The following is a 16,719-nucleotide window of genomic DNA, read 5'->3' as shown; positions in this document are numbered from 1 at the left end:
TTGCCATGAATCCTAATCCACTCCATCTCTTGGCGGATCAATCGCGCCGCACGTTTCTTTCCAATGTTGGATTCGGCTTGGGCTCGACGGCGCTCGCTTCACTGCTGGCCGGCGATGTGCGGGGCGCTGGTGCGCAGCAGACGGAGGCAGTCGGTGTAGCCGGACAACCGGGGCTTCCGCATTTCGCGCCGCGCATCAAGCGGGTTATTTTCCTCTGCATGTCAGGCGGACCGTCGCAGTTTGAGACGTTCGACAACAAGCCCGAACTGACGCGGATGGATGGCCAGCCGATGCCGGAGTCTTTTACCGCTGGTCAACCCATCGCGCAGCTGCAAGGGCAGGAACTGCGTTGCTTGGGAGCAATGACCAAATTCAAGAAGTATGGCGCCGGTGGAGTTGAGATCAGCGACTTCCTTCCCTGGCACGCCAAGATGGCCGACGATCTATGCGTGATTCGCTCGATGACCACCGAGCAGATCAATCATGATCCGGCCCATACCTTTATGAATACCGGCACCGTCATCAGCGGGCGACCGTCGATGGGAGCGTGGGTGAACTATGGATTGGGCTGCGAAACCAACGAGCTACCGGGCTTTGTCGTCCTTAGCAGCGTCGGCGGACGCAATCCGCAGCCGATCGCCTCGCGCCAATGGGGAACTGGCTTTCTGCCAAGTCGCTACCAAGGAGTCGAGTTCAGCTCGACCGGCGATCCGGTCAGCTACGTCCGCAATCCGCCAGGCGTCTCCGACGGACAACAACGCCAGATTGTTGACGTCGTCGCGCAGCTCAATCGCGGCCGGCTCGACCGCTTGCAAGATCCAGAAATCGCGACCCGCATCTCCGCCTATGAGATGGCCTATCGGATGCAGATGTCGGTGCCGGAGCTCACCGATATGTCTGACGAGCCGCAAAGCGTGCTCGACATGTACGGCGCGAAACCAGGCGACGGCTCGTACGCTTCCAACTGCTTGCTGGCGCGACGTCTGGCCGAGCGCGGCGTCCGATTTATTCACCTGTATCATCGCGGCTGGGATCATCATGGCGATCTGAAAAAGTACATGGGCATCTGCAGCGGTCTGACCGACAAGCCGACCTACGCGCTGGTCCAAGACCTGAAGCAACGCGGCATGCTTGAAGACACGCTGATCGTCTGGGGGGGCGAGTTCGGTCGCACGCCGATGTTCCAAGGCAAGGGAGGCGTCGGCCGCGATCACCACATCAAAGGCTTCAGCATGTGGATGGCCGGCGGCCCAGTCCAAGGAGGAACCACCTATGGCGCGACCGACGAGTTGGGATACAACGCGGCCGAAAATGTTGTCCATGTGCGCGACCTGCACGCGACGATGCTGCACCTGCTGGGCATCGACCACAACCATTTCAGCGTGAAGTTCCAGGGACTGGATATGAAGCTGACCGGCGTCGAACCGGCGCGCGTGGTCAAAGAAGTGCTGACCTAGGGGTAGTGCTATTTATCTGCGGCATCCGCGTTCTATTCTTTCTTCTCTTTAAGAATGTTACTGGACGAGATCACCAGAGAAACGATTGCCCGCAATTTTTTTCTCCCGCCCACGAACCTTTTCGTGACTTGTTCGTCTAGTTCTCTATACCGCTTGTGAGACTGCCGCAAGCCGAGTGCTGAAAGAGAAGCCAACCCTTTACTGAGAAATACTTTCTGCGATGACGTTCACCCTGCAACAACCTGAATCTTATTCAAGCTTGGGCGATTGCCTGATGCGATCTATGACCCTCGATTTTCGCTGGTGACGCGGAGAACTTGCGCGGATGTTCTGCACAAGCCCGGGTCACAACTGACCTGGGCTTTTTTTGTGCTTACATCCAACCGACGGACGGATAGCTGAGAAGGAATAGCGCCTGGCTGAAAACCAGGAGACGGAGATTCGAGCGCTCCCCCGTCCACTTACCGGAGAGAAATAATGAACAGCCAACCCCTATTTCAACAAGCGATCGCGGCCTGTTTTGAAATTCCAAAGCAACCGGCGATCCGCACGGCTCGCATCCGCTTCCGCGGCGACGCTAACCAGCGTTACGCCGTCGTGCTGGGACCACAGGAAGCGGACGAGCCGCAGCGTTATCAGTTTCGCGGCGGCGAAGAAGTGGATGTCGATCTACGGCAAAGCCGCATCGACGGCGCCGCTTTTGAAGTGCGGCTAGGTGGTGGTCGACTGGCATTGGAAGTGTCGGCGGACTACTTCGATGAACTCGATTAAGTGACGCGGCGGCGCGCTCCCATTCTTAAACGGTGGTAGGGGAGCGCGCCGCGGAGTACGACACTCCGCTGACCACCGATTCGCTCTTTGATAATTCGAGTTCCAATTTTTTTTGCGAGAGTTTCGCTGTTGGTAGTGATGCCTGACTTTGAATCAGGTTGTCGCTGGTTCGATTCCAGCTCTCGCAGCCTTAGAAGTATCCGCAGATGCGGACAATTTCGATACGCCCTTGTAGAGCAGTCCGGAGTGCTCGCCGCTTTGTCAGAGCGGAGGTCGCAGGTTCAAATCCCGTCAGGGGCGCTACACAGTTACTTCATGCGGCACGGTACGCAAACCTTGGCAAAGCGGCGAAGCTCAGAACTTCGTGACTTTGTGAGTTCGACTCTCACCCGTGCTACTGTTTTTTTCGCGTCGGCTGGGCATTGGCTAAGCCCCGGTGGCTGTAAACCACTCGTTTTATACTGTGGCGGTTCAATTCCGCGAGCGGCGCACTCCCTGTTTTCCTCGACTCATCATTGCGGACGAGCCGGCGCTCGGTGAAGTCTCATAAGCTTCGCGCAGCGGGTTCAACTCCCGCGTCCGCTTCCAAATTTTTGCCACTAGAGCGTTTTTCACCTAGGTGTATTATTCGCATTCGTCGAGGTCGAAGTGATCTCGTAGGTTGGGTGCAGCGGAGCGAAACCCAACAAGCAGTTTGCAAGCCCAAGGTGGGTTGCGCCAGCGAGTGACGCTCAATCAGCGAAACAACTTTGTCCGCGCTTGCTCCACCCACCCTGCGATTTTTTGCGCTGCTGGTCGGAGAAAAAATGTGTACAGCTAGCTGAAAAAGCGCTCTAGCCTTCAAGCTTGGCTTGCGAGTGTGCCGGATTCGCACGCGACTTTGCGAAGGTCGTAGACCAGGTTCGATTCCTGGGTAAGCCACTTTTTTTAACGATGTTTTTTTGATGCAAGCAACGGGTAACGCGATACTCCGGCGGCGCTGCGGTCTCTTCCACAGATCGATTGGCAGTGTTCCGCGATAACGGGTTCGATGGTCGCGTTTCCTTGTGGTCGTCCAGAGAGGAAGGACGCCGGCGAGAAGCCGGAGATATGGGTTCGATTCCCATCCACTGCTCCAAGGCTATGCCAAAAGCATGGCCGTCAAGTCCGTTAGCTCAATGGTAGAGCACCAGTTTAAGGAACTGGCTGTAGCAAGTTCGAGTCTTGCACGGTACACCAACCGCCGAAAGGGACGTGACTTTCACACGATCAGTTGTCGATGCGGCGTTTTGTCGGTCTGACGCAACTATGCCAATGGGCTTCGGCTCTTTTGGCGGAGCTGCCCAGAATGACACGCGTTGGATCGGCAACACCAGAAGATTGCGGCTTTGCGGGACGACCGGCCCGCATCGAAGGTTCGATTGACTGACCCTTGCGGCAGCGATCCTGTTCGCCCTTTGGGCAAAAGGGTCGTCCAAGCAACAGGTCGCCGATCGTTCGCGATGCGCGCCCACGATCCCCCGTTGCAATAGCTGGGATCGCCGTGATCGCTCGCGTCCTGGACGGCATTTTTTAACGTTGATCCAGTCATAACCGCATGGTTTTACTGAACTGATTTTTTCCCTTTTTACTAGGAGCAGTTTCCGATGCGTTAACCAACGAGCGGAACAGGAGGTGACCAAGATGCTTTACCAGCAAGTTCAAATTCAAACGTACGAAGCAGGTCTGCACTTTGTCGACGGCGAGTTCGTCGGCGTGCTCGCGCCTGGTCGTCATCGCCTGTTCTCATGGCTACGTAAGCAGCACGTGGATATCGTCTCGCGACGTGATCCCTGGTTGCGACACGACAAGCTCGACGTGATCGCGCGAAGCGGCAAACTGGCCGATCAAGCAGTCGTGGTTGACCTGAAGGAGCACGAGCGAGCGATCGTCATGCTGGATGGACGCTTTGACCGAATCTTGAAGCCGGGCTTGTACGTGTACTGGAACGGCTTGCGCCAGGTCGAAATTGAGCGCTACGACGCGCGGGAGGTACGGCTGCAGCGCGATCACCTCTCGCGGATTGCCCGCGAGGTCTCGGTCTGCGCAGCGCTTGACGTCTGCCAGGTGCAGCGTTTTCATCGCGGCGTCTTGTTTTACGACGGCAAGTATGTCGAAACGCTCGAGCCTGGCGTCTACGCTTTCTGGAAAGAAACCGTAGATGCCCGCGTGATCGAGATCGATCTGCGCGAGCAAACGCTCGACGTCGCCGGTCAAGACATCATGACGGCCGACAAGGTGACGCTGCGGCTCAACATGGTCGCGACGTATCGTGTGGTCGATCCGCTACGTGCGACGGCCGCCTCGATTGACGTGCAACAGGCGCTGTACCGTGAAACGCAGCTTGCCGCGCGAGCGGTGATCGGTAGTCGCGAGTTGGACGCATTTTTGTCAGACAAGGAAAACGTGGCGGATGAAATTGCTGCGATCACGCGCCGCCGAGCCGAGACGCTGGGACTGGAGCTGATCACGGTCGGCGTTCGTGACGCGATCTTGCCTGGCGAGATGAAGGAGCTGTTGAACAAGGTGACGGAAGCCAAGAAGGCGGCTGAAGCGAACCTGATCTTCCGCCGTGAAGAGACGGCCGCAATGCGCAGTCAGGCGAACACGGCTCGACTGCTGGCCGATAATCCCACGTTGATGCGGCTGCGTGAGTTGGAGGTCTTGGAAAAGATCGCCGCCCAAGGCAAGCTGAACATCGTCGTGGGCGAAAAAGGCCTGGCTGATCGGATTGTCAACTTGTTGTAAATCTTGAACGCCTCGGAAGCGATAGTTTTCGGGGCGTTTTTTCGTTATCCCCCTCCATCTGCCCTCGCCGTTCACCATGCGGTACGATGAGAGAAATTCTCTCGCGTCACCTTCTGCTCTACAAAAACGTCACCGCCATGCCGACCTTGATGATTGCCCTGCAGCGGGAGATCCCGGATGTTCAGTCGTATGTACATGGGAAAGAATTGTCGGAGCGGGAAGACGAGCTTGAGCTGTTGGCTCGGTCGTTGGGGGTGACGCCGTTGATGGATTTTTTTGGTCAAGGCGCTGACGAAACCGACTTCTTTTTGGAGGACGAGTTGGAGCTGGGCGGCGGCTTTGAATTGCCAAAGCCAACTTGGTTTGCGCCGGCCGAAGGGTTAGTCACCATCGCAGCGCTGCTGGCGCACTTGGAGGCGGAGCCTAAGAGTATTTCGCCAGTCGACGCGATTCGGCGTGAACTACGACAGTGGCAATCGCTACTGCAGACGGCCGACAGACATGAAGTATTATGGCATGTCGCAGTCGATTTCTAGCGAGTAAGCCGCAACCTCTCGAAGTCTGTTTGAGAAACGGAAGCGAAATACGCGCAAATGGTAGCCTAGTGCCGAAGAAGTCGCGATAAACCGTGTCGAGAATCAACTATCAGCGCTGACGCTGTGACGTAAAATAGAATCGGGAGCAGGATCAAAGACTGCCTGCTGTCAGCTCGCCTAAATTCCATCCTCGAATGACGTCAAAAGCCCCCGCTATGCTGCGAACTATTCTTAGTGCGTTTTGCCTGTTGGCTTTCGCTTCGCTGGCCGCTGCCGCCGGTCCGACTCCGCAACAGGAGATCGATCTCCTGGCTCCTCAAGCGATGCAGCTTCTCAAAAGTTGGGAGCAGACCGATCCGGTCGCCGGCAATCGCAGCATGCATGTCGTCTACTGGACCCCTAATGATCGTGAACCGGCGCCCCGCTATCGCGAACGGTTGTCCGAGATTTTGCTCAATATCCAAAGCTTTTATGCCCAAGAGATGACGCGGCTTGGCTTTGGCCCGCGCACGATTCAATTGGATGTTGCAGCGGATGGGCTGCTGAATATTCATTTAGTGACAGGAGAAGGGCCTTACCAACAATACGATGGCCCCGATGGTCGCAAGATTCGCAACGAGTGTCTCCCCACACTGCGCCAAGCTGGTGTTAATGCCGACGAAGAGACGATCGTCATCTTCTGCAACATGGCGAACTGGGATCCTGACAAAGGGGTGATCACGCAAAACAGCCCGTACTATGCCAGCGGTACGCCAACCGGCGGCACGGCTTGGCAAGTTGACTCACCGATTCTTGATTTGCAAAAACTCAGCAACAAAGAAACGCGCGTGCGCGACGGACAGTACGGCGATATTTCGATTGGCAAATACAACTCGATCTTTATCGGCGGCATCTGTCACGAGCTGGGACATGCGTTGGGGCTGCCCCATTGTCGCGAACGACCGGATGAGCAACAGCAGTTGGGCACTGCTTTGATGGGTTCTGGAAATCGCAGCTATGGCGACAATTTTCGGGGCGAGGGTCGCGGCACATTTTTGACGCTCGCGCACGGATTGAAGCTCGCTTCGCATCCGCAGTTCTCTGGCTCGATCAAAGGTTTGAGTTCTAAAAGTGACGCCCAGGCCGACCTGCTCAAGGTCGAGACGGTGGATGGCGCCTTGGAAGTAACGGGACGGGTTACCGGATCACCGCCGGTTTACGCCGTGCTAGGCTATCTAGATCCTGAAGGCGGAAGCAACTACGACGCTTATACGACGGTTGCTGTCCCCAACAACGCAGGCGAGTTCACGTTGCGTTATCGCCCGTTGACCCCTAATTTTCGTGGGCAAATTCGGATTGATCTCTGTCAAGTGAATGGAGCGGCGACCACCTATGCCGGTGATCAGTCGCGATGGGGATTTGAGCTGGTGACCGACGCCAATGGCGAACCGCAGCTCGAAGTGATTCAGCAAAAACTGCAACTGTTGCCGCTGGTCGATGCGCTAAAGTCAAAAGATCAATCCAAGATTGAAGCAGTGAGTAAACGGTTAGCAGCCTCCAAGGATCCGTTGGTAATCGAAGTCGCGCGGCGATTGTCGGCCCCGCCTGAGGCGAAGCGTCCTCACATCTCGCCGCTTTACGTCCCTAAAGAGATCACCGAGGTTCCCTTATCTGACTGCCAACCTGAAACGGCGCACGTCGGCTATGGTCGTCCCGCCTACGATCGGGCGCCAAACGATAGTCCGCTGTTAGAAGTTCGCGGACGCATCTTCCGGCATGGAATTTGGGCGCACGCGCCTGCCCAGCATACCTACGATCTCGGCGGCGCGTGGAAGAACTTCTCCGGTTCGGCCGGAGTTGCCGGGACCAGGGGGCAAGTGATATTTGTGATCAATGCCGACGGCAAAGAGTTATGGCGCAGTCCGAAAACGAAGCCTGGCGAATTGCGTGACTTTTGGGTGGATGTTGATGGGGTTTCGCGACTGGAGCTGGTCGTGGAAGATGGCGGCGACGGCAAAGATGGTGATTGGTCGATTTGGCTAGAGCCCAGCCTAGGGCGCTAATCCTCTTCGGTCGCCGCTGAGTTTTGCAACGGATAATAACGCCAGTCAGGGCGATAGTCGGCGGTCAACTTGGTTTGCATCAAGATATCTCTCAGCAGTGAGACAGGCACAAAATTTTGGTGCATGATGGCATCATGAAATTGGCGCTCTGACATTTCGCCGGAGTCGACCAATTGCTGATGCAGCGCCCGAAACTGCAGTCCTCCCAGCAAGTAGCCTGCCTGGTAAAGGGGCGAATATCCTGTTCCGACCGAGCGACGAACTTCGCCGGCAGCGTTCGCCGGTTCAAATCCAACCCGGGCTACCAGCAGGTCAACGCACTCTTGCGGCGACAGCTTGCCTAAGTGAAATCCAAGCGAGAAGGTGATGCGAGCACAGCGGTGCGATCGCCAAACCAGAAAGCCGATCCGATCCTCCGCCGTCTGTGGAAAGCCCTGGCCGTAGAGCCGCATCTCCCAGTAGAGAGCCCATCCTTCTAGCCAAAATGGCGTACGGAACGATTCGCGATAGGTGCGATAGCGATCGGTCATAAACAGCTGCATATGATGGCCTGGGATCAGCTCGTGATGAACTGTCGCGCGGGCGAAGTGAATGTTATTGCCGCGTAAGCTTTGCAGCTTGTCGTGGTGCGTCATCGTGTCGGTCGGAAACGAAACGCTGATGACTTCGCCTCCGGTAAAGAACGGGTTCACCAATTGTCGTTCCGGAGTCATCATCTCCATGCGCCACGTTTCCTCGGCTAGCGGCGGAACCGTCATCAGATCGTGCTGCTTCAGAAACGCGATTGCTTCGTCCGAAAGAGTTTTGATCAACTGAGGCTGCTCGCCGGGGGCAACATGCATCCGCTTTACTTTTTCGACTGCGGCTCGCCAATCTTCGCCGCAGCCCATTTCTCGGGAAGCTTTCAGCAACTCGGCTTGGCACCACGCGTACTCTTGCTCAGCGATCTCCAACAGTTGCTCAGGCGAGTAAGGAATCATCTCATGCTCTAGCTCCAGCAAGAGCCGCTCGCGTCCCACCGGAATTCCTTTGATCCCACTTTCGTCAGTACTTTCTGAGCCAAGGGTATCGGCGCCACGCTGCTTTAACTGTGAAAGCTTCGCTTGGTAGTCCAGCTCGTTGCGGAAGAGGATATAGTCAATCTGATCGGCATGTGAGAGTGCGGCGAAATCAAGCTTTGTCAGCGCCGCCTGCCAGGCGGCGAAAAACTCGCCGCGTTCGGTTTCGCTGACCTCTTGCTTGCCTTTGCGAAATTGACGACGCGCGTCTTGGCGATAGGTTTGGATCGCCGCTTCCAGGTCGCCAACCGTCGGCGCAAGCAGCAGATCAATCTCCGGCGCATCGTCGGTGGAGGGCGCCGCCACGATCAAAGCTTGAAGCGCTTCATCTTCTATCGCTGGCTGCGCTTCTTGTTTTGCTACTTCTTTCTCTTGGGGTGTGGCCGATTTTAGCAGTTCGACATAGGCGGACAGTTTTGTGTCGGCGTCGGCCATCGGCTGTTTGACCCACCATGTGAATAAGGGGTCATAGCCGTTGTAAAACTGGAACCACTCTTGCATCGCAAGCTGAAGTCGCGTGGCCCGCTCTGCGGCTGCCGCCAGCATTGTTGGATCTTGCGAGGAGAACTCGTCTGCAATCTGCTGGTGAACCGTGTCGACTTGAGCGGCGATTTTCACCACGTTATCGGCGGCCTGCTCGGGATTGATTTTGTCGAACGACTGACGGGCTTCCACCAGTTGGATCACCGTATCGGCAAAAGGGAAGAACGTAGCAAGCGATTGGGTTTGACGTTGATCCTCGGCAACAATGGCCAGTTGCGAGGAGATCTCGCTTTGAAGTTGCTTAAATGACAGCTGTTCAGCCTCAGTCAAGGGTTGCGTGTCATACTGCTTAACCTTCGTCAGCCAATCGGCGTAAAAGCCAAGCATCCGTCGTTGACGCGTGGGAGACTCGCGCAGCGTGTAGCGACGTTGCAAGCTGCCGTTATCGGCGTGAAAACGTTGCGCCAGATGAGTAACACGATTGGCGGAAGCTTTGATCTTGTTCCAGTCGATCTGGTAGTCGGCCGACGAAGCTTTGGGCGGCGCGTTGTGATTCGGCAAATCCGCATCGATTAAATGCTTCACAAAGAATTGATTGCGGCGGCGCCTTCCATAGGCGCCGCCGTCGGAATGTCCCACGCCGGGCAACACCAGCAGTTCAAAGTCTTTATCGGCTTTGATTAGCGCATCGGCAAAACGAAGCGTTGATTCTGGAGGGACGTTGTTGTCCATCTCGCCGACAATCAACATCAGCGCCCCTTGCAAGCGTGCGGCGTTATCAATGTTGGAACACTCGGCGTAGTGCGGGCCGACGGGATAACCCATCCATTGCTCGTTCCACGACGCTTTGTCCATTCGATTGTCGTGACAACCGCACGACGCGACAGCGACCTTGTAAAAGTCAGGATGAAACAGCAAAGCTCCGGCGGCGTTCTGACCACCGGCTGAAGTCCCATAGATGCCGACTCGCGTTAGATCGAGCCCCGGATCTTTGGCGGCCGCCGCTTTCATCCACGCGATCCGGTCGGGGAATCCGGCATCTTTCAGGTTTTGAAAGCAGACGTCGTGGAATGCTTTCGAGCGCCCTGCCGTTCCCATTCCGTCTAGTTTGACGACGACAAACCCTAGGTCATTTAAGTCACGATAACGGTCCCGCGTGCCGAACGATTTAGGAGTATGAAAGTCATGCGGACCGGCGTAGATGTCCTCGATCACCGGGTACTTTTGGCGGGGATCATAATCACGTGGGCGATAGACAACTCCCCAGATATCGGTCTGCCCGTCGCGCCCTTGGGCGGTAAAGACCTCGGGAAGTTGGAATCCGGTTTCGGTGAGGGCAGAGATGTCGGCTGTTTCTAGAGCACAGATCAGCGCGCCATCGCTGGCACGGCGCAGCTCATGCTTCGGTGGCATATCAACGCGTGAGTACCGATCGATCAAATACTTTCTGGCGGGCGAATAAGAAATCGTGTGGTCGCCATTTCCGTCAGTCAGCGCAGTCAGTCCCGTGCCGTCAAAATTGATCCGGTAGAAGTGAACAAGATAGGGATCTTGTTCGGCGTTCATCCCGCTGGCGCGAAACCAAATCTGACGCGTTTGCTCATCGATCCGATCGATGCCGCGGACGACCCACTCACCGCGGGTGATTTGGTTTTTTAACTCGCCCGATTTCGAGTCGTACAGATAGAGATGTCGCCAACCATCTTTCTCTGAGCAAAAGATCAGCTCTTGATTCTCGAGCCACGTAATGTGCGGAACTCCCAATCCTTCATAATGGATCGTCCACAAAAACGTCTTGGATTGCTCATCAATTAAGTTTCGCACGCCGCCGGTACGTAGATTGACCTCGACCAGCCGGAACCGTTGATGCCCTCGATCGACTTGCTCATACGTCGCAGTGTCGGCGTGAAAACGAAAACGAGGAACGCCAAAATCGACCACATCTGCATCGCAGGGGATCGCTTGCTGTTGGGCGACGTCAAACAGATGCAGTTTGAACGCATCAAACTTATCGCCGGGCAACGGGTAATGACCCGTATGCAGCCGCGCGCGTCCTCCATCACGCGGTGATGACTCAACACGATAAACTTCACCGCGATCGCCGGGCGTAATTTTCAGCGCGATCAAGGTTCGCGAATCAGGCGCCCATTCCAAATGGCCATAGGGACTCTGCGAGTCGCCATCGGACGTCAACACCGTTTCCTTGTCGCCATCCACCTTGCGCAAGATCACATTGCCGTCGCGGATCACGGCTGACCAGGCGCCATCCGGAGAGCGATCGCGCGGACCGCGATTGTCGCGGGGGCGCCTCTTCCGCGCAGGTCCTCTATTTTTGTCGATGTTTTCGAGCGGCGTATCGCGGTTTGCGTGGAAGCGGGTGACCACGTCGCCAGCTTTCGTGCGAGCTTCCCATAGGTGACCGTCGTAAGTGTGTTGATTCCGTTTCTCGTGCGGCGCTAGTTGGCCGTAGGAGGTCGCATCGCCGGTTGGATTGACCCAGAACAACTCGACCGGCTCGTCCAATAGATTGTGGAACGTTAACGACATGGAGCCGTCACGATTGGAGGTAAATGTCGACTCGACCGCTTGCTTGTTGTCGAGCTGCGCTGCGTCCACTTCACGCAGCTTGTGGCTCGCCAGATCGTAGCCCCAATGCTTGTCACCGGCGCGAAAGAAGATTTGCTGGGCGTCGTCTTGAAAGCGAAGCTGCTCTAACGGCAGCTTGCCAGGCTTGGCGTTAGGAACTCCGGCGGCAGTTAACGCGGCGGCTAGCTGAGCATGATCAAACGCCGGGCGCCGCTCTGCTTGGGCGACGTCGACCAAGATGTATTCGACATCCCCAGCCGCCAGATCACGCTTGTACCAGCAGTAAGCGTCTTCAGCGAACCAGTGAGGCTCTAGTTCCAGATTGAATGCCGTAGGTCCCTGGGCGAAAGCGGAAGCCGCGAGCAAAAACAGACAGCCGATTGCGACCGGGCGAAAACTTCCTGAATACGACATCCACGCGCTCCTGGGCTTGCGTCAAGGGAACGTGCGAACGCGAGCATGCCTCGCATTCGCCTTATAGAGGCAGCGGCTGAAGTGACTCAGCAACGGATCCTCTTAAGCAATATTGACACGAGAGCGTGCTTTTGTACACAACATAATGCAGAAAAAAAGGGGGAAACGGCGTTAGGCATTTCCTGCAAAGAATCTGCGTTTTTGGGAGGAGCGTCGAACGTTGCTTATTGCAGGCCGTTTACCGTGACCCTCGTCGAGCCAAAATCCTTTCGGTCCGTTGGCCGCACGACTTTGCGCGGCAATACGGCGTGCTCAAACAGGTAATAGTTGGGATGGTTGTGTTGGGCGGCTGCGGCTTGCAGTCCTTCGTTCCGATCGACGTGCAAGATTCCGGGGATGTTGGTGCCGGATGACGCCCAGGCGGTCTTCCCTTGGTAGATGAACTCGAGCTTGGAGAAGTATTCTTGGAAGGTTACTTTGTCGTTGCCTCGTCCCCAGAAGCTGACTTCTTTGGGACCGCGATTTTCGACAGACGCTTTCAGCGTGACCTCGCCTTCGGGATCGACGATATTGCCGTTGGCCTCTAGCTGCTTGAAGAGCGTGGTCAGGATCTCTCCTTTCTTTTGCCCATCGGTGATTCCTTCGACATCCAGCCGGACTTTGACGCCGGGCTCTACCACGAAGAAGCCGGGCTGCTTGGTCGTCGCTTCTAAGTGGGCTGCCAGCGCCTCGCCGGGAAGTTGATGGCAGAGGATCGCCCCGTTGTCTCGGTCTCCCTCTGATTTGTAAAACAGAACCTTGTCGCCCAGATGGGCAATCCGATCACCGCCAGAGAAGGACCAGATCTTGACCTGGTTCTGTAAGTCGCAAAGTTCGCCGTGTGGTGACAAGATGTAACGATCGCTGAGCACGATGATCTCATCGTTGCGGCCGACATGAAACGAAATCGGAAATTGCGTTTCAAGAGCCCCGTTTTGCAAATTAATCCTGGTGATTTGACTGTTGGCCAGACAAACGAGATACTTTCCGGTCGGATCGATCCCCATCACCGGTGCGCCGGTTGCTTCAAACGGCAGCGTGCAGGCAATCTTGCCGGTCGCGACTTCAAGCGCCGCGATATGATTCTGGTGCCAGAATATCGCATACTTTTTGTCTGGGGTGATTACCGCTTTGCTGCTGATGGGGATTTGGTACTGCGGGCGTCCATCCGCGACATTGATCGCCATCATGCGATCATTTCGGCCTACCAAAAGCCGATCGCCGGCGAATTCGGCCCAGCCGATCTCTTTATCAGGCTCCCACTCGGCGTCATCAAAAGGGGTTAAACGAAAACCGCGAGCTAGTGACTTGGGACCGTTAAAGGCCCAGAGCTCCAGATGTCTAGAGTTGCCGTGTCCAAACTTGTTGTTTCGGACGGCGAAGCGGACTCCATCGTCGTGAATCGCCAGCAGCCGATAGGCTTCGCCAACATGATGCGCTTCAGACAATAGCTTGCCGCTGACCGCATCGACCAGCGTCATGTGCAGTACATGCGGTTCTTCCTGGCGGCCTTGATTCGCACGATTTGGATTGGCTGGGATCGCAGGGATGCGAATGTGCCCGACCGCATGTTCTAACTCGCATTCAAAACCAAGGAGCACGCGTCCATTCCCGCTTACTTTCATCGACTCCATTTTGTCGAAAAAATCAAATGTCGGCGGAACCGAAATCGGTTTGGTGCGCAGCTTGATTTCTGGAACAGCGGCCGCTTCGATACCAAAGTCATCTTTTTGCGCCACCAGCTGAACGCTGCGCAACGCTTTGTAATTGATCCGAATTTCTCGCGGCTCTCCGGCGGTTGCTGGTTCGGAGTCCTCGTCCGCATCCTCGTCCTGCATCGCAGCGGAAGCCTCGGGCTGAAACGGGCTTTCTTCGACCGGTTGAAAGGGATTGGCTTCCGCCGACTTCGCGAGTAACTCTTGATCGGTCTTGCTCAGCTTGTCGATCGGAATCGCGACGACCTGGCCATCTGCTTTTTCAATCCGGACCATTTTGCCGTCCTTGGAAGCAAGCTTGCCGACGATCGTGAACTTGCCGGTGATATCGGTCCAGGTGCGAGATTCTTCGGCCAAGCTGATGCCGCCGGTAAATAGCATTGCTAGCAACGCGAGCAAAATGGAACGCGGCAGAAGTCCCCGATCTCCCCGTACGAGATGGGCGGATTGCATGAGTGTGCCTCTCACAGAAAGTAAGGAATCGATGAATTCTTTACTCAATTTAATCACAAATTGAGGGGGACGCTACTTGGCTATTGCCCGCTTGCCGGAAGCGGGATACCGATCGCATTACTAACAACGGCGGTCTCTCCTTTTTTCGACATTGCGGTCAATTGAATCCCCTTCAAAGCAGCGGTTGTTACGCCTGCGGGAAGCTTGATCTCGATCATATATTCACTTTTGTCAGCCGGGACTTCGACCGCTGCAGCAGTCGCGCCGTCGGGCAAACCGCTGACCGAAATAGTAGCGGCGCCTTGGAATCCACCGGCACGCACCAACTTGCCGCTGACGTGATAAGTTGTCTCGCCGGCAAGCTGCAGAAAGATTGGCGAAGCGAGCGAGAAGCGTTGGGCGGAGGTGGTCGCCGTCGCCAGTACGTTTTTCTGATCGGCGGAGAGCAACTCGGCGACGATGGCTAGGTCCCAGCTATGATCGGCAAGGTCGGGCGGAGTAACAATCTGCACGGTCGCCGCCGTTTGATCGGCCGGAATGATGACTTCGGCCGCCAGCCGTAGCGTGCGTTCGATGTCGTCTACTTTGATCTGCTTCTTGGCGTCCTTAGGGTCAGGGACTTCTTTCTGCGGCGTGACTTGCGTGGTCAGCAATTTCAAGCGAACCGGGCCATCGGCTCCTGCGCCGCGAACAATCTGCACCGGCACGCTCAACGTTTCGCCTAGCGAAAGCTTATCACTGGCGAACGCTGTAGTCAGCGCGACGCCAAGCAGGGGTTGGCGATTGACTCCTAAGCCGATTTCAACTTCGTCTGCGGTCACATAGCCTGCGTCCGCTGGTTGGACGACAACATGTTTGACAACTTCGCGGCCGCCGATGTTCGCTTTGCCGATCAGTCGCGCGATCTCAAATTGATCGGCTGTTTTCGCCGTGATCGACAGCAGTGTCGAGGTCGCGCCTGCGGGGATGGTGGTTCCCGCTAACGCAAAGTTCGCGTGATCATCGTCCCAAGCAAGTTCGATGGGACCGCCGTATCCTCGCCGCTTGACGCTGACCGGAAGGGTCAATACTCCATCGGCCGGAACATTCCAAACGTTGGAGTCCGCACTCAAGGTAAAATCGCCGACCGACAGCGGAGTCACTTCAATGCGATAGACAAACTCCGGTCCGTAGCGTCCTTGCAGATCTCGCAGCACGATCAACAGTTTATCCGCATCGCCAGGAGCGTCGACCGTTAGGCCAGGATCTGGGGTGTTGGCTTGATCGTCATTAGAGCCGAGTCCTCCGCCTTGCGATTTGTGAGCCTCCAGCACTCCGTCGACCGGCGTACCCAAACGCTGGGCCAGAACTTCGACTCGATACTTCTTGCCGGGCAGTATGGGGACCAAATACTCGTCTCGCTCGTTTTCGGCAGTGAAGCGTCCGTTGATCGCGACCGGAGCGGACGGCGTTTCCAGGCGTTCGCCCGGTTTCTGACGCGCTTCGACAAACTCGGCGTCTTGGCTAACCAACAGCCGAGGAGCGGCGCCGGTGAAATGGGGCGTAGTGATCTGCGGTGAGACGATCGGTGCAAAATTGGGGAGCGGGGTCGCGGTTAATTTGGCTTCGCTCTGACTTGTGCTCAGCGGCTCGACTTCGGTCGCCGCTTGCCGAGCCACTCCCAGCGGAAACGCGAGGTCGGCGTACTGGAGATCGCCAACCTTCAGCCGAAAGTAGCCGGGCGCAGCACCTTTGTAGAGCGCGTCTTGCAGTTGAATCTCGTATTGTCCATCGTGCGGCAGGATCAGTTCAAGTCGCGCGTCTCCGGCGATCGATTCGTGCTGCGGTGAGAAAGCAATCTGCGAACCGCGTTCGTCGAGCAGACGCACCACTGGGCGCAACTTTCCAGCCAGACGCTGCGCCTCGACATCGACCACCACGCGTTCTCCTTGCTTGCCGGCAAACGATGTTTTGACTAGTTGCGCGCCGGTCAAATTGCCGGTCACAGCGATCGGCAATTGTTCGAGCTTGTCGGTCACTGCGGCTTGTGGCAGATCGTCGACGCCGACTTTGACAGCGGCCGAGATTCCGGTGGCGCTGCCGACCCGCAAGTTGGTAATCCCTGGGGCGACACCCGCCGGCAACGTGACGTCAAACTGCACTTGATTGGGCTTGGCCTCTCCGACGAGCGCCGCAGTGCCGCCCGACGGGAGCAATAATTGCGGTTCGGGCGAGAGCTCTGAGCCGGTAAGGGTGATGCGGGTAACGCCTCCGATTTGCAGCCCGCGCGGCGTGATGTTTTGAATCGCAGGTGCAGCCCAGCAAAGGGTCGCGAATAAAGAGCAAGCGAGCGAAAGCGATGCGGCGCGCAGCATGGTTCGGGGCTCTCTTCGAGAAGGTAGAACGGCGGGAGCTGGGGA

Annotated in this window: 8 protein-coding genes and 4 tRNA genes; 9 read left to right on the top strand and 3 right to left on the bottom strand. The window is 56.5% G+C overall.

All coding sequences use genetic code 11. The features are described from left to right. Nucleotides 1-5: 5 nt before the first annotated feature. From SH421x_RS25425 to SH421x_RS25385, 9 genes are all read left to right on the top strand, one after another. Nucleotides 6-1,457 (top strand): DUF1501 domain-containing protein, encoded by a 1,452-nt coding sequence (locus SH421x_RS25425; protein WP_488852824.1) that lies wholly within the window; start codon nucleotides 6-8, stop codon nucleotides 1,455-1,457. Nucleotides 1,458-1,845: 388 nt separating this feature from the next. Continuing rightward, nucleotides 1,846-1,917 (top strand) — tRNA-Phe (locus tag SH421x_RS25420). 17 nt (nucleotides 1,918-1,934) lie between these two features. Continuing rightward, nucleotides 1,935-2,228 carry a hypothetical protein gene (locus SH421x_RS25415; RefSeq protein WP_488852823.1) on the top strand — a complete coding sequence of 98 codons (294 nt, stop codon included), beginning with the start codon at nucleotides 1,935-1,937 and terminating at the stop codon, nucleotides 2,226-2,228. 113 nt (nucleotides 2,229-2,341) lie between these two features. Then, nucleotides 2,342-2,416, top strand: a tRNA-Gln gene (locus SH421x_RS25410). 37 nt (nucleotides 2,417-2,453) lie between these two features. After that, nucleotides 2,454-2,528 (top strand) — tRNA-Asp (locus SH421x_RS25405). 19 nt (nucleotides 2,529-2,547) lie between these two features. After that, nucleotides 2,548-2,625: transfer RNA gene (locus SH421x_RS25400), tRNA-Leu, on the top strand. A gap of 1,265 nt (nucleotides 2,626-3,890) precedes the next feature. Next, nucleotides 3,891-4,994 (top strand): slipin family protein, encoded by a 1,104-nt coding sequence (locus SH421x_RS25395; RefSeq protein ID WP_488856490.1) that lies wholly within the window; start codon nucleotides 3,891-3,893, stop codon nucleotides 4,992-4,994. 86 nt (nucleotides 4,995-5,080) lie between these two features. Next, a complete protein-coding gene (locus tag SH421x_RS25390; protein ID WP_488852822.1) occupies nucleotides 5,081-5,530 on the top strand; it encodes a hypothetical protein in 450 nt (149 codons plus the stop codon). 215 nt (nucleotides 5,531-5,745) lie between these two features. Continuing rightward, on the top strand, nucleotides 5,746-7,572 hold the full coding sequence (locus SH421x_RS25385) for an NPCBM/NEW2 domain-containing protein (protein WP_488852821.1): 1,827 nt from the start codon (nucleotides 5,746-5,748) through the stop codon (nucleotides 7,570-7,572). Here SH421x_RS25385 and SH421x_RS25380 read toward each other — a convergent pair. From SH421x_RS25380 to SH421x_RS25370, 3 genes are all read right to left on the bottom strand, one after another. Continuing rightward, the gene (locus tag SH421x_RS25380) at nucleotides 7,569-12,113 is read right to left on the bottom strand and encodes a DUF885 family protein (protein WP_488852820.1); all 4,545 of its coding nucleotides are present in this window, start codon (nucleotides 12,111-12,113) and stop codon (nucleotides 7,569-7,571) included. The genes SH421x_RS25385 and SH421x_RS25380 overlap by 4 nt on opposite strands. A gap of 224 nt (nucleotides 12,114-12,337) precedes the next feature. Then, nucleotides 12,338-14,320 (bottom strand): SHD1 domain-containing protein, encoded by a 1,983-nt coding sequence (locus SH421x_RS25375; RefSeq protein WP_488852819.1) that lies wholly within the window; start codon nucleotides 14,318-14,320, stop codon nucleotides 12,338-12,340. Between the two features lie 80 nt (nucleotides 14,321-14,400). Then, on the bottom strand, nucleotides 14,401-16,674 hold the full coding sequence (locus SH421x_RS25370; protein WP_488852818.1) for a hypothetical protein: 2,274 nt from the start codon (nucleotides 16,672-16,674) through the stop codon (nucleotides 14,401-14,403). Between the last annotated feature and the right edge of the window lie 45 nt (nucleotides 16,675-16,719).

The sequence above is a fragment of the Blastopirellula sp. SH421 genome (assembly GCF_057808535.1).
The sequence above is the reverse complement of the archived record's forward strand: the minus strand, read 5'-3'. Positions and strand labels throughout refer to the sequence as shown.